The organism is Intrasporangium calvum (assembly GCF_028446585.1).
In the GTDB taxonomy this organism is placed as follows: Bacteria; Actinomycetota; Actinomycetes; order Actinomycetales; family Dermatophilaceae; genus Intrasporangium; species Intrasporangium calvum_A.
Genome location: NZ_JAPFQL010000092.1, coordinates 1 through 13,871 on the forward strand (window position 1 = coordinate 1; position 13,871 = coordinate 13,871).

Annotated in this window: 11 protein-coding genes and 1 pseudogene; 10 read left to right on the forward strand and 2 right to left on the reverse strand. The window is 71.0% G+C overall.

Annotation, left to right across the window (positions count from 1 at the left end; translation table 11 throughout):
* Window positions 1-134: pseudogene (locus tag OO014_RS16760) on the forward strand (cysteine desulfurase NifS); the annotation flags it as partial.
* Window positions 131-1,228: a tRNA 2-thiouridine(34) synthase MnmA gene (gene mnmA, locus OO014_RS16765; RefSeq protein WP_272463466.1), complete on the forward strand. Its 1,098-nt coding sequence runs from the start codon at window positions 131-133 to the stop codon at window positions 1,226-1,228. The pseudogene OO014_RS16760 and the gene mnmA, both read left to right, overlap by 4 nt.
* Window positions 1,229-1,352: 124 nt before the next feature.
* Here mnmA and OO014_RS16770 read toward each other — a convergent pair whose 3' ends face one another.
* Complete coding sequence (locus OO014_RS16770; protein ID WP_272463467.1) at window positions 1,353-2,276, reverse strand: GNAT family N-acetyltransferase; 924 nt, start codon at window positions 2,274-2,276, stop codon at window positions 1,353-1,355.
* 123 nt (window positions 2,277-2,399) lie between these two features.
* Here OO014_RS16770 and OO014_RS16775 point away from each other — a divergent pair, with 123 nt between their 5' ends.
* The 4 genes from OO014_RS16775 (at window position 2,400) to OO014_RS16790 (ending at window position 7,325) form a co-directional block, all read left to right on the forward strand.
* The gene (locus OO014_RS16775; protein WP_272463468.1) at window positions 2,400-3,380 is read left to right on the forward strand and encodes a methionine synthase; all 981 of its coding nucleotides are present in this window, start codon (window positions 2,400-2,402) and stop codon (window positions 3,378-3,380) included.
* 233 nt (window positions 3,381-3,613) lie between these two features.
* Entirely contained in the window at window positions 3,614-4,942 is a 1,329-nt protein-coding gene (locus OO014_RS16780) for an acyl-CoA dehydrogenase family protein (RefSeq protein ID WP_272463469.1), read from the forward strand.
* A gap of 74 nt (window positions 4,943-5,016) precedes the next feature.
* Complete coding sequence (locus OO014_RS16785; RefSeq protein WP_272463470.1) at window positions 5,017-6,297, forward strand: acyl-CoA dehydrogenase family protein; 1,281 nt, start codon at window positions 5,017-5,019, stop codon at window positions 6,295-6,297.
* Window positions 6,298-6,341: 44 nt separating this feature from the next.
* Window positions 6,342-7,325: a DMT family transporter gene (locus OO014_RS16790; RefSeq protein ID WP_272463471.1), complete on the forward strand. Its 984-nt coding sequence runs from the start codon at window positions 6,342-6,344 to the stop codon at window positions 7,323-7,325.
* 36 nt (window positions 7,326-7,361) lie between these two features.
* On the opposite strand, the gene OO014_RS16795 is transcribed toward OO014_RS16790, so the two are convergent.
* A complete protein-coding gene (locus OO014_RS16795) occupies window positions 7,362-8,603 on the reverse strand; it encodes a L,D-transpeptidase (protein WP_272463472.1) in 1,242 nt (413 codons plus the stop codon).
* Between the two features lie 223 nt (window positions 8,604-8,826).
* Between OO014_RS16795 and ligA the strand changes: the two genes are divergently transcribed.
* From ligA to OO014_RS16815, 4 genes are all read left to right on the forward strand, one after another.
* Window positions 8,827-10,974 (forward strand): NAD-dependent DNA ligase LigA, encoded by a 2,148-nt coding sequence (gene ligA / locus OO014_RS16800; protein WP_272463473.1) that lies wholly within the window; start codon window positions 8,827-8,829, stop codon window positions 10,972-10,974.
* Between the two features lie 202 nt (window positions 10,975-11,176).
* Window positions 11,177-11,935 carry an ABC transporter ATP-binding protein gene (locus tag OO014_RS16805; protein ID WP_272463474.1) on the forward strand — a complete coding sequence of 253 codons (759 nt, stop codon included), beginning with the start codon at window positions 11,177-11,179 and terminating at the stop codon, window positions 11,933-11,935.
* On the forward strand, window positions 11,928-12,644 hold the full coding sequence (locus tag OO014_RS16810; RefSeq protein ID WP_272463475.1) for an ABC transporter ATP-binding protein: 717 nt from the start codon (window positions 11,928-11,930) through the stop codon (window positions 12,642-12,644). The genes OO014_RS16805 and OO014_RS16810 overlap by 8 nt, the downstream gene beginning before the upstream one ends.
* Window positions 12,645-12,728: 84 nt before the next feature.
* Window positions 12,729-13,871 (forward strand): ABC transporter substrate-binding protein (locus tag OO014_RS16815; protein WP_272463476.1); only part of this gene is annotated, 1,143 nt, incomplete at its 3' end.

Consider the following 13,871-nt stretch of genomic DNA (forward strand, 5'->3'; position numbering starts at 1 on the left):
GCGAGAGTGACGCCCGGGGCGCCCTGCGCCTCACGCTCGGCCACACGTCCACGGATGCCGACGTCGACGCCGTCATCGAGGCGCTGCCCGCGGCCGTGGAGCGCGCCCGGCGCGCGCGGAGGGCGACGTCGTGAGGGTCGTCGCCGCCATGAGCGGAGGGGTCGACTCGGCCGTTGCCGCGGCCCGGATGCTCGATGCCGGGCATGACGTCGTCGGCGTCCACCTGGCGCTGTCCCAGAGCGCTGCCACGCTCCGCGAGTCGGCCCGGGGGTGCTGCACGATCGAGGACGCCGGGGATGCGCGGCGAGTCGCGGACGTGCTCGGCATCCCCTTCTACGTGTGGGACATGGCCGAGCGGTTCAAGCGCGACGTCGTCGAGGACTTCACCGCCGAGTACGCCCGCGGCCGCACCCCCAATCCGTGCCTGCGCTGCAACGAGAAGATCAAGTTCTCCGCGCTGCTCGACAAGGCGCTGGCCCTCGGCTTCGACGCCGTGGCGACCGGGCACTACGCGCAGATCGTGGAGGTGCCGGCCGGCGACGGGGGAGTGCGGCGCGAGCTGCACCGGGCCGTGGACTCGGCCAAGGACCAGAGCTATGTCCTCGGGGTCCTCGACGAGGAGCAGCTCGCGCACGCGTTCTTCCCGCTCGGGGACACCACGAAGCCGCAGATCCGCGAGGAGGCGGCCGAGCGCGGCTTCTACATCGCCAAGAAGCCGGACAGCCACGACATCTGCTTCATCCCCGACGGCGACACCCGCGCCTGGCTGGGGCGGGCCCTCGGCGAGGCACCCGGCGACATCGTCGACACGGAGGGGGCCGTCCTCGGCCAGCACGCAGGGGCTTTCGCCTACACGGTGGGCCAGCGAAAGGGTCTCGGACTGACCCGGCCGGCACCGGACGGCGAGCCGCGCTACGTCGTCGAGGTGCGCACGGACACCAACCAGGTCGTCGTCGGCACGGCGGACCTGCTCGGTGTCGACGCGATCACGGGCGACCACGCGCGCTGGTGCGGCCCGGCGCCGGAGGGTGTCGTCAGCGTGGGGGCCCAGGTGCGGGCCCACGGCGCCGAGGTCCCCGCGACGGCCTGGGCCGAGGGTGACCAGGTCGAGGTCCGGCTCGAGGAGCGGATCCGCGGTGTGGCGCCGGGGCAGTCCGTCGTCCTCTACGAGGGGACCCGGGTCGTCGGCTCCGCGACCATCGCGGCGGCGCGGCTCGACCGTCCCTGACGCCGCCGGGCTCAGCGCCACCCTCGAGTGGCCCCGCTGTCCACAGGCCGTATGCCGCCGGGCGCACGGCGTGCCCACCGATCCTCGAGTGGCCCCGCTGTCCACAGGCCGTATGCCGCGGGGCTCAGTCCAGGGACCTGGTCCAGGTCACGGTGCGCGCGACGGGTCGGAAGCCGATGGTCTCGTAGAGCCGGCGTGGTCCGGGGTCGTCGGCTTCGCCGCCTGTGGTGACCAGGGCCGTGTGCGCGCCGAGTTCGCGGGCACGGTGCAGCGCCGCCACCGTCACCGCCCGCGCCAGCCCACGCCCACGCTCGGCCGGCACGCATCCGACCGGCTCGACGAGGGCCACCCCGGTCGTGCCGTCGAGCCACACGATCACCGAAGCCACCAGCTCGCCGGTCTCGTTCGCGACGACCCAGTCGAGCTCGGGACGGTACGGCCAGGCGCGCCTCAGCTGCTCGTAGGCGCCCGTCGTCAGCTCCGCGGCACCGATGTCCGACCAGGCCGAACGGTGGACCGCCGCCCGCTCCGCAGTCTCGTCGGAGCGCACCGGGCGCAGCGTGTAGCCGGCGACGCGGGGCAGGGCGGGCAGGGCGGGCAGGGCGGGCAGGGCGGACAGGGAAAGTACGTGGTGCGTGAAGTGCCAGGCGTCGCGTTCAGCCCGGAAGCCGGCGGCGACGAGCGCCGTCTCGCTCGGGTCGTCCACCATGACGTGGACCGTCTGCCGGGGCGCGTCGCTCCAGTCCTCGAACCAGGCGATGACGTCCTCGGCGACCTCCTCGGCCACGTCGGGCCGGGCCGCGTCGATCTGGAGCTCCAGCCAGTCGGCCGACTCAGCCCAGGCGAAGCCGACCACCTGTCCGTCGGCCCACCAGAGGGAGATCGCCTCGCCGGAGCCGGGGCGCGCCGGGTCCACGGGCTGCGCATAGCGGTTCCACGCCAGTTGGCCGGCGTGGAACCGTGAGTGCGGCGACCAGACCCGGGAGCACATGGCCTGCATGGCGCGCAGGTCGCCCGGCCCGGAGAAGTCGCTGCGTGTGATCGGCACGCGGCCACCCTAGGGCCCCCTGCGGCAACACACCCCCTTGCCACGTGCCCACCCCAGTTGCAGGCGGCACCAGCACGCGGTGCGCGGCTGTGTTGCCGGGGAGGTGGGGCCTAGGGTGGGCCCGTGACTCAGGCAACCGGGATCGGCTCGTGGCCGGGGACGTCCATCCGCGACGCGCTGGCGCAGGTCCGTGAGCTCCTCGACGGGCACCTGCCCTACCTGCCGGAGCTGCCGGACCGCGGGCCCGGCGCCGACATGATCGGTCGCACCGCCGGGCTGCTCGTCGAGCTGCCGGTCGACCTCCAGCCCATGGGGTGGCGTCTCGTCGACCGGCCCGGGCGGGACGCGAACCGCACTGCGGCCCTGATGCGCGAGGACCTCGACGAGCTCGCCGAGTCGTTCGACGGTTACGCCGGTCCGCTCAAGCTGCAGGTCACCGGTCCCTGGACGCTCGCGTCCTCCCTCTGGCTGCCGCGCGGCGAGCGCGTGATCATCGACCAAGGCGCCTGCCGCGACCTGGTCGAGTCCCTGGCCGAGGGCATCCGGACGCATGTCGCGTCGGTGCGCCGCCTCGTCCCGGGCGCGGACGTGGTGCTCCAGGTCGACGAGCCCTCTCTCGCAACCGTTCTCGCTGGCCGGTTGCCGACCGCGTCCGGCTTCGGTCGCCTGCCGTCGCTCGATCCGCAGCAGGCCGCCGCTGGCCTGACGTCGGTGCTCGCCGCCCACGACGGTGACACCGTCATCCACACCTGCAGCTCCTATCCGCCGGTGCCCCTCCTGCGCGCCGCCGGACCGAGCGCGCTCTCGCTCGACCTGGCGCAGCTCACCCCCCGCGGTTGGGAGGGTGTCGCCGTCGCCGTCGAGGACGGCCTCCGGCTCTTCGCGGGTGCGGTGCCGACCGACGGGTCGGTCATGCGGGCGACCGAGGTGGCCGACCGCTTCGTCACCGACTGGCGCAAGGTCGGTATGCCGCTGGGCTCGCTCTCCGACGTCGTCGTGACTCCGGCGTGTGGCTTGGCCGGCACGCCCCCGCACACGGCGCGGGCGATCCAGCGCGCCGCGGTCGACGCTGCCCGTGAGCTAGAGGAACGCGCCGCCGCCTGACCCGCCCGGACTGCCCCACTCGAGTGGCCCCGGCTTCCACAAGCAGAGTGACCGGTCGGTCCGTCGGCAACTCGAGTGCGGGCGGGTGTGGAAGGTGGGGCCACTCGAGTGCGGGCGGGTGTGGAAGGTGGGGCCACTCGAGTGCGGGCGGGTCGAGGTGCGTAACCTACTGAGGGTAAGATCGTTGTCGTGGTGATGCCACCACTCGCACCCGCACCGAAGGACGCCCCGCCATGGCCCTCAACACGTTGACTCTCGCCGACCGCGGCCAGCGGTTCGGACTGCGCCTGCTGACCCGGGCCGGCTCCCTCCCGGTGATGAACAACCCGGAGGTCCGCGCACGCGTGGAGACCCTGCTCTACAAGGGCAGCAAGCACGCCTTCGTCGCCGTGGACGCGGCCGCCCGACGCTCGTTCAAGCGAAGGTCCGGCGCCGGCGCCCCGACCCGCAATCCCGTCACCAAGCCGCGGGCCCAGTTCGACCTCACGCCATCCGAGGACCAGGAGATGATCCGGTCGGCGGCGGCCGGGCTCGCCGACGAGATGATCCGGCCAGCAGGCGCCAAGGCGGATGCCGACCGCGTCGTTCCGCGGGAGGTCCGTGAAGCGGCCGCAGAGCTCGGGCTGACCCTGATCGGTGTCCCGGGCGAGCTCGGCGGTATCGCCGAGGAGCGCTCGGCCGTCACCGGCGCGCTCGTCCTGGAGGAGCTCGCGCGGGGCGACATGGGAATTGCGGCTGCGCTCATGGCGCCGGCCGCGGTGGCGACGGCCCTCGCCGAGTACGGCTCGGCCGACCAGCAGGCCACCTACCTCCCCGCCTTCACCGGGGACGGCCTCCCTGCCGCTGCCGCGCTCGCCCTGATGGAGCCCGGACCGCTGTTCGACCCGCTGACACCGGCCACGACCGGCACCCGCCGCGGGGCCGACATCGTCCTGTCCGGCGCCAAGTCCCTCGTCCCGGCCGCCCGTGAGGCCGACCTGTTCGTCGTCTCGGCGCTCATCGACGGTGCGGCCCGTCTCGTCATCGTGGAGCCGGCCACCGCGGGCCTGACCGTCGCGGACGACCCTGCCATGGGGATCCGGGCCGCGAGCACCGGTCGCATCCGGCTCGACGAGGCCGTGGTCCCGGCCGCGAACCTGCTGGGTGGCCCCGCGGACCATCTCGACGCGGTGCGACGGGCCCGGCTCGCCTGGGCCGCCGCCGCCTGCGGCACCGCCCAGGGTGCCCTCGACCAGCTCATTCCCTACGTCAAGGAGCGCAAGGCGTTCGGCGAGCCCATCGCCCACCGGCAGGCCGTCGCCTTCACCATCTCCGACATCGCGATCGAGCTCGCCGCCCTGCGCCTCGTCGTGTGGCGGGCAGCCGCCCTGCTCGACCAGGGCAAGGACGCGGCGCGGCTCATCGCCCATGCACGTCAGCTCACCGCGACCCACGCCACGCAGATCGGCAGCAACGCCGTGCAGCTGCTCGGCGGGCACGGGTTCGTCAAGGAGTTCGACAACGAACGCTGGTTCCGCGACCTGCGCGGTGCCGGCGTCCTCGAGGGAGCGCTGCTCGTCTGAGAGGGCCGGGGCACCCGCCCGGCCCGACCGACACAGCCAACCCAGCGGCATACACCTGAAAGCGAGCACCCACGATGATCGACCTCGAGGTCCCCAAGAAGCTCATCCCCATCGTCAACCAGGCCCGCGGCTTCGCCGAGGAGGTCATGCGTCCCATCTCGCGCAAGTACGACCTCGCCGAGCACGAGTACCCGCGCGAGCTCGACCTCGTCTCCGCCGTCATCGACGGCATGACCGACTCCGGTGTCGGGCAGGGAGCCGGTGCGGCAGGTGCCACGCGCACCAAGGGGGAGTCCACCGACCCCGGGGAGGGGACCCATGAGGGCGAGCTCGCCGGAGTGGGGGCGGGCCGGCGAGCCAAGCGCGGCAACCAGGTCCGCAACGGTGCGAACCTGTCGTCCGTCCTGTCGATCATGGAGACCTGTCGGGGTGACGTGGGGCTGACCCTGTCCATCCCACGCCAGGGACTGGGCAACGCGGCCATCGCCGCCGTGGCCAACGACGAGCAGAAGGCCCGCTACGGCAAGCGGTGGGCCGCCATGGCCATCACCGAACCGGACACCGGCTCGGACTCGGGCGCGATCCGCACCACGGCGGTCAAGGACGGCGACCACTACGTCCTCAACGGCGAGAAGATCTTCGTCACCGCGGGGGAGCGGGCCGAGCTGGTCGTGGTCTGGGCGACCCTCGACCGCACCCTCGGCAAGCAGGCGATCAAGTCCTTCGTCGTCGAACGGTCCAACCCCGGCCTCAAGCTCGTCCGCCTCGAGCACAAGCTCGGCATCCGGGCCTCGGACACGGCGGCCTTCCACCTCGACAACTGCCGCGTGCCCGCGGAGGACCTGCTCGGTGACCCCGAGATCCGGATCGAGGGCGGCTTCGGCGGAGCAATGGCCACCTTCGACAACACTCGGCCGCTCGTCGCCGCGATGGCCGTCGGCCTCACGCGCGCCTGCCTCGACACGACCACCGAGCTCCTCGCGGACGTCGGCGTCACCGTCGACTGGGACCGGACCGCCCTGACCCAGGGCGCAGCCGCGGCACGCCTGGCCCAGCTCGAGGCCGAGTACGAAGCCGCCTACCTGCTCACCATGCGGGCCGCGTGGATGGCCGACAACGGACGCCCGAACTCCATGGAGGCCTCGATGGCCAAGGCCAAGGCCGGGCGCACGTGCGTCAACGTCGCCCTCGCCTGCGTCGAGCTGGCCGGTGCCACCGGCTACTCCGAGTCCGAGCTGCTCGAGAAGTGGGCCCGCGACTCCAAGATCCTCGACATCTTCGAGGGGACCCAGCAGATCCAGCTGCTCGTCGTGGCCCGCCGACTCCTCGAGCTGGGCTCGGCCCAGCTCAAGTAGGCACCTCACGCGGGACTGTCCCCACCCGTCGTTAGGGTGTGCCGGTGACCCTCGACCAACGCAGCCGACAGCGCGTGCCCTGGCAGGCCAAGTTCGGCTCGCTCGCCATCATCTGGGGCGCGAGCTTCCTCTTCATGAAGATCGGCCTGCGCTGGTTCTCCCCGGTCCAGATCGCGACCTTCCGCATCCTCCTCGGCGCCGTGACCGTGGTGGTCCTGCTCCACCTCGTCGGCGGCCGTCTGCCCCGGTCCTGGGTCGTGTGGCGCCACCTGCTCGTCGTCGCCGTCTTCCTCGCCTCGCTGCCGTTCGTCCTCTTCCCCCTCGGGGAGGAGCGGGTCAGCTCGGCGCTCGCCGGCATCGGCAATGCGATCACCCCCATCGCCACGGTCCTCGCGACCATGGCCATGGTTCCCGCGGAGCGCCTTCCCGGCCGGCGCATCGCCGCCGTCGTCGTGGGCTTCCTCGGGGTGGGCCTGATCGCCCAGCCCTGGGACTCCGTCGGCCAGCCCGACCTCGTCGGCTTCGGCCTCACCCTCGTCGCGGGTGCCTCCTACGGCATCGGCTGGACCTACGTCCGCAAGTACCTCGCCCACACCGACCTCGGTGGCCTCCAGCTGCCGGCCGCGCTGCTCACGGTCGCCTCCGGCCAGATGCTCGTCGTCCTCGGGGTCTGGTGGGCCCTGCACCGCGACCGCTTCCCGGCGCCGTGGGCGCCGGCCGTCGACGCCGTAGGCCCCGGTGCCGGCCCGATCCTCTCGGTCCTCGCCCTCGGCGTGCTCGGGACCGGCCTGGCCTACCTCTTCCAGTTCGACGTCTTCAGAGCCGTCGGCCAGCAGGTCGGCTCGCTCGTCACCTACCTGATCCCGGTCGTCTCCGTGGCGCTCGGCTATCTCTTCCTCGGCGAGCGGCTCGGCCCGTGGCAGCTGGCCGGGGCGGCCCTGGTGCTCGGAGCTGCCGTCGTCGTCACCCGGCCGACCCGTCAGCCCCGCGTCATCGAGCGGGAGCCAGCCCAGCGGCATACGGCCTGATCGGTCGAGGGGAGCCCGCGCCCACCGGACCGCGGGTCAGAGGGCGGAGCCGCCCTGCCACGCCGTCCAGCTGAGGTTCCAGTCGGCGTAGCCGTTGCCGAGGGTCATCGGCTTGTTGGAACCCACCGTCTCGACGACGTCGCCGATGCGCATCTGGTCGTAGAGCCAGATGGAGTTGGCGTCGCTCATGCCCGTGCAGCCGTGGCTGACGTTGTCGTTGCCCTGCTGGGCGACCGACCACGGCGCGGAGTGGAGGAACTCACCCGAGTGGGTGATGCGCAGGGCCCGCTTGACCTTGACGTCCTCGTAGTAGTCCTTGTCGCCCTCCTTGAGCCCGATCGACTCGGCCTTCATGGTGAAGTTGGTGAACTTCTCCATGATGACCTTGATGCCCGAACGGGTCTCCCAGCCGGGACGCCCGCCCGAGATCGGGATGGTGCGCGTCTTCTGCCCGGAGATGTAGACGTCCATGAGGTGGGTGTCGAGGTTGACCTTCGCGACGACCGAACGGCCGATCGTGAAGTCGCTGACCACCGACTGCTCGCCCCACCGGCCGCCGCCGGCCGGCACGCCGTTGAGGTTGGCCTCGACGTGGACCTGGGTGCCGGGCTTCCAGTACTGCTTCGGCCGCCAGTGCGCCTCACGGTCCGACAGCCAGTACCAGGACCCGGTCTGCTTCGGCGTGGACGTGACCTTCATGTGCTTCTCGAAAGTCGCCTTGTCGACGACGGGCAGGTCGAAGGTGACGATGACCGGCATGCCGATGCCGACCGTGCCGCCGTCGGGGTAGACCTTGGTCCAGATCTGGTCGTCGAGGGTCAGGTCGGCGGTCGTGAAGGAGCGCTTCGTGCGCTTCGTCTCGCCGTCCTCGTTGGTCGCGGCGAGGTCGAAGGTGTACTTCACCCCGGGCTCCAGCAGGTCGCTCGCCGTCCAGGTGCCCGACTCGAGCCACCCGTCGACGGAGACCTTCTCGCCCTTCTTGCTCACGTAGGACAGAGCCGCCTTGGTCAAGGTGCCGTTCTCCGTCTTCGCGGAGACGCGTGTGTCGACCTGGACGCCCTTGGCGCCGGAGCGCGGCGTCGTGATCCACGTGACCGGCGTGGTCGTCGGCGTCGGGGTGGGGGTCACGGTCTGCGTGCTGGTGCCGGGCTTGACGCCGGCCACGCCGACGGTCGCGGGAGAGTCGGAGGTGCAGGCCGTGACGGTGGCCAGCCCGACGACGGCCAGCACGGCGACGAACGCCAGACGAACGGAACGAATGGTGACCTTCACGCGCATGTATCCCCTCGGACCTGCCAGTGCCTCGACCCCCTGTCGCGGGTGGCAGGACAGCTGAACCCCTCCCCAAAGTGTCGCCGATGGAGGGCCGCCGGCCCAAACCCGGCCACGCGCAGGCGTCCGAATCGTGACCCCCTCGTTGCCACTCCGGGACCCCGTCGTATGCCGCTGGGCTCGTTCGCGTCGCCAGCTGGGCGTCGGCGGTGGCTGGCAGGATGAGCGGGTGAGCGACAGCAGCGGGAGCCAGGTCATCGAGGACGCCATCCCCGACGAGGTCCACCATGAGTGGGCCGACCTCGCGGAGCAGGCGAGCGCGGCGCAGTTCGCCTACCACGTCAAGGACGCGCCGACCATCAGCGATGCCGAGTACGACGGGCTGATCCGCCGGCTCAACGAGCTCGAGGCCCAGTGGCCCTCGCTCCGCACCCCGGAGAGCCCCACCCAGAAAGTGGGGGCGACGGCGTTCGCGACCGGCTTCGAGACGGTCGACCACCTCGAGCGGATGATGAGCCTCGACAACGCGTTCTCGTTCGAGGAGCTGCGCGCCTGGGCCGAGCGCGTCGAGCGCGAGGTCGGCAGCGGGGCGCACTTCCTCACCGAGCTCAAGATCGACGGCCTCGCGGTCAACCTCCTCTACGAGGACGGCCGCCTCGTGCGCGCCCTCACCCGAGGCGACGGCCGCACCGGTGAGGACGTCACGCACAACGTCCGCACGATCGAGGGGATCCCCGGGCGGCTGACCGGTGCCGGAGTGCCTGAGCTCGTCGAGGTCCGCGGGGAGGTGTTCTTCCCGACGGCGGCCTTCGCCGACCTCAACGCCTCCCTCGTTGAGGCGGGCAAGGCGCCCTTCGCCAACCCGCGCAACGCGGCTGCGGGTTCGCTGCGGCAGAAGGATCCCAAGGTGACGGCGAGTCGCCCGCTGCGGCTGCTCGTCCACGGGATCGGGGCCCGTCGCGGCTTCGACATCGCGACGCAGAGCGAGGGCTACGAGATGCTCCGATCCTGGGGGCTGCCGACCTCCGACCAGGTGCGCGTGCTCGACGACGTGGCCCAGGTGGAGGAGTTCGTCACCCACCACGGTGAGCACCGGCATGACGGGACGCACGAGATCGACGGCATCGTCGTCAAGGTCGACGAGGTGGCCCTCCAGCGGCAGCTGGGCGCCACGTCGCGGGCCCCCCGGTGGGCCATCGCGTTCAAGTACCCGCCCGAGGAGGTCAACACGAAGCTCCTCGACATCCGGGTCAACGTGGGCCGCACGGGCCGGGTCACTCCCTACGGCGTGATGGAGCCCGTGGTCGTCGCCGGGTCGACCGTCGAGCAGGCGACGCTGCACAACCAGTACGAGGTGGAGCGCAAGGGCGTCCTCATCGGTGACACCGTCGTGCTGCGCAAGGCGGGCGACGTCATCCCCGAGATCGTCGGCCCCGTCGTCGAGCTGCGGGACGGCAGCGAGCGGGCCTTCGTGATGCCGACGGAGTGCCCCGCCTGCGGCACACCCCTGGCGCCCGAGAAGGAGGGCGACAAGGACATCCGCTGCCCCAACGCCCGCTCCTGCCCGAGCCAGCTGCGCGAGCGGGTCTTCGCCCTCGCCTCCCGCTCGGCCCTCGACATCGAGGCCCTCGGCTGGGAGGGCTCCATCGCGCTCCTCGAGTCGGGGATCATCACGGACGAGGGCGATCTCTTCGCCCCGCCCGGCGACAGCCCTGAGGTCGGCGCCTACGGAGTGACCCGCGAGCGCCTGGCGAGGGTCGGCCTCTACACCCGCGCCGCCAGGAAGACGGACCCGGCCGACCGTGTCGTCGACGGCCGCGTGCTGTCCGCGAATGGCGAGAAGCTGCTCGCCGAGCTGGAGAAGGCCAAGACGCAGCCCCTGTGGCGAGTCCTCGTCGCCCTGTCGATCCGGCACGTCGGCCCCACCGCTGCCCGGGCACTCGCGGCGACCTTCGGATCGATGGACGCGATCCGGGCGGCTTCGACCGAGCGGCTCGCCGAGGCCGAGGGCGTCGGCCAGATCATCGCCGACTCCGTCACGGCCTGGTTCGCCGTCGACTGGCACGCCGAGATCGTGCGCAAGTGGGCGGCCGCCGGCGTCCGGATTGACGACGAGGTGGATGCCTCCGTGGCCCGCACGCTCGAGGGCAAGACGATCGTGGTCACCGGGTCGCTCGAGGGGTTCTCCCGCGACGAGACCAAGGAGGCGATCATCAGCCGCGGCGGCAAGGCAGCCGGCTCGGTCTCGAAGAAGACGGACTGGGTGGTCATCGGGGCCAACGCCGGCTCCAAGGCGGCCAAGGCGGAGGAGCTCGGCCTGCCGATCCTCGACGAGACGCAGTTCCGGCGGCTGCTGGAGACCGGATCGCCCGACTGAGTCGGAGTGGCTCGACGGGGACGCTGCGGCCCATGTGCCCATCGGCCATAGAACCCGGGTAGGTGTGTGGTTGGCGACCGTGTCCTGCGTCTCGCCGCCTCCTAGAGTTGCCGGAGTCAAGGCCCACCCGGCGCACCAGCCGCATGGGCTGCACGAGTCGCACAAGTTCTGTCGATCTGTCGAGTTGCACGAGGAGGTGCAGGTGTCCCCAGGCGCGCCGCTGCTCGAGACCCGCTCCCTGACCAAGGAGTTCCGCGGGTTCAAGGCGGTCTCCGACGTCAACCTGTCTGTCGCAGAGGGGACGATCCACGCACTCGTCGGTCCCAACGGGGCCGGCAAGACGACCCTCTTCAACGTCCTCACCGGTTTCCTCGCCCCGACCTCGGGGACGATCCTCTACGACGGCCAGGACATCACCGGCAAGGCGCCGGAGCAGATCGCCCACCTCGGCATCGCCCGGTCCTTCCAGATCACCAGCCTGTTCGACCACATGACGCTGCGCGAGCACCTCGAGCTGGCCCTGGCGAGCCCGACGGGGATGGGCATGCAGTTCTGGCGCTCGATCAAGCGGTTGTCCGTCTTCCGCGACCCCTCCATGGACCTGCTGGACCAGGTCGGGCTCGCCGACCGCGCAGGGGCCCCGGCGGGCTCGCTCGCCTACGGCCAGAAGCGGGCCCTCGAGCTGGCCATCGCCATGGCGCTCGACCCCAAGCTGCTCCTCCTCGACGAGCCGACCGCCGGCATGGGCATCGAGGACGTCGACCGGACCATCGCGCTCGTCAAGCAGATCTCCGCCGGACGGACCGTCGTGTTCGTCGACCACAACATGCACGTCGTCGGCTCGTTGGCCGACACGGTGACCGTCCTCCAGTCAGGGCAGGTCCTCGCCGAGGGCACCTACGAGCAGGTGCGCACCGACGAGCGCGTCATCACCGCCTACCTCGGAGCGAGCCATGACTGAGACCCGCACCCGCACCACGCTCGAGGTCACCGGCGTCTCTGCCTGGTACGGCGAGGCGCGCGTCCTCTCGGACGTCAGCCTGCAGATCGGACAGGGCGAGGTCGTCACGCTCGTCGGTCGCAACGGCGCCGGCAAGACGACGCTGCTGCGTTCCATCATGGGGCTGCACAAGCAGGTCCAGGGCTCGGTCGTCTTCGAGGGAGTCGAGCTGCTGAAGCGCTCCGCGGACAAGCGGGCCCGGCTCGGCATCGGCTGGGTGCCCGACGACCGGGGGATCTACGCGACGCTGTCCGTCGCGGAGAACCTCACCCTGCCGCCCGTCGTCCACGACGACGGCTGGCCGCTCGAGCGGGTCTACGAGTTCTTTCCGGCGCTCTACGAGCGCAGGGACTTTCCCGGCACGAAGCTGTCGGGTGGCGAGCAGCAGATGCTCGCCATGGCGCGGGTCCTGCGGATGGGCGCGCGCCTGCTCCTGCTGGACGAGCCGAGCGAGGGCCTCGCCCCGGTGATCGTCCAGAGCATCGGGGAGATCATCCGCGAGATCAAGGCACACGGGGTGGCGGTCCTGCTCGTCGAGCAGAACGTCAAGTTCGCCTCCACCGTGGCCGACCGTCACTACCTCCTCGCGCAGGGGAGGGTCGTGGAGCACCTCGACAACGAGGAGTTCCACGCACGCGAGAGCGAGCTGCTCACGTATCTCGGGATGTAGGCACGACCCCAGCCCGAAGCACGACCGGCACGATCAACACGAACGACATCACGCACCACCCCAGCACGAATCCCAGGAGGGGACATGAGTGGCAGGAACAAGGTCACGGGCACCGTGGCCATCGCGGCCTCGGCCTCGCTCGCACTGGCGGCCTGTGGCGGCGGCGCCGGTGGCCCGCAGTCGGGCGGCGACTCCAAGCTGAGCAACGACAAGGTCGTCATCGGCCTGCTCAACGACCAGTCGGGCGTCTACAAGGACCTGTCCGGGCCCAACTCCGGGGTCGCGATCCAGATGGCGATCGACGACTACAAGGCCAAGTACGGCGACCAGGCGGTGGCCAAGACGATCGAGATCGTCCAGGCCGACCACCAGAACAAGCCGGACGTCGCCAACACCAAGGCCCAGGAGATGTACGACCGGCAGAACGCCGACATCATCCTCGACGTGCCGACCTCCTCGGCCGCCCTCGCCGTCGCCACGCAGGCCAAGACGAAGAAAAAGCTCTTCATCGACATCGGCGCGGCGACCACGGCCCTGACCGGAGCGTCCTGCAACAAGTACACGTTCCACTGGGCCTACGACACCTACATGCTGGCCCACGGCACCGGCGCCGCCACCGTGCAGAACGGCGGCAAGAAGTGGTCGATCGTCTACCCCGACTACGCCTTCGGCCAGGACATGAACAAGTCCTTCACCACGGCCGTCCAGGATGCCGGGGGTGAGGTGCTCGAGTCGATCCCCACGCCGTTCCCCAACGACAACTTCGCCACCTTCGTCACCAAGGCTGCCGCGAGCAACCCGGACGTCATCGGCACGATGGCGGCCGGTGGCGACCTGATCAACTTCGTCAAGCAGTACAACCAGGCCGGCCTGCAGGAGAAGTACACCCTCGCCGTCGGCCTCATGTTCATCACGGACATCCACTCGCTCGGGGTCGAGCAGTTCTCCGGCACCCAGTTCACCGATGCGTGGTACTGGAACTTCGACGAGACCAACCGCAAGTGGGCGGACCGGTTCACGGAGAAGACGAACACCCGCCCGTCGTTCGCCCACGCCGGCAACTACTCCGCGGCCCTGCAGTACCTCGAGGCCATCCAGGAGGCCGGGACCGACGGTGCCGACGCCGTGATCGCCAAGCTCGAGGGCAAGAAGGTCAACGACGTCTTCCTGCGCAACGGCGAGATCCGCGCCGCTGACCACCGGGTGCTCCACGACTCCTACCTGGCC

Coding starts and splice junctions, on each gene's coding strand:
- OO014_RS16785 (WP_272463470.1), top strand. CDS start 5,017: ATGATCGACCTCGAGGTCCCCAAGAAGCTCATCCCCATCGTCAACCAG.
- OO014_RS16780 (WP_272463469.1), top strand. CDS start 3,614: ATGGCCCTCAACACGTTGACTCTCGCCGACCGCGGCCAGCGGTTCGGA.
- OO014_RS16795 (WP_272463472.1), bottom strand. CDS start 8,603: ATGCGCGTGAAGGTCACCATTCGTTCCGTTCGTCTGGCGTTCGTCGCC.
- OO014_RS16810 (WP_272463475.1), top strand. CDS start 11,928: ATGACTGAGACCCGCACCCGCACCACGCTCGAGGTCACCGGCGTCTCT.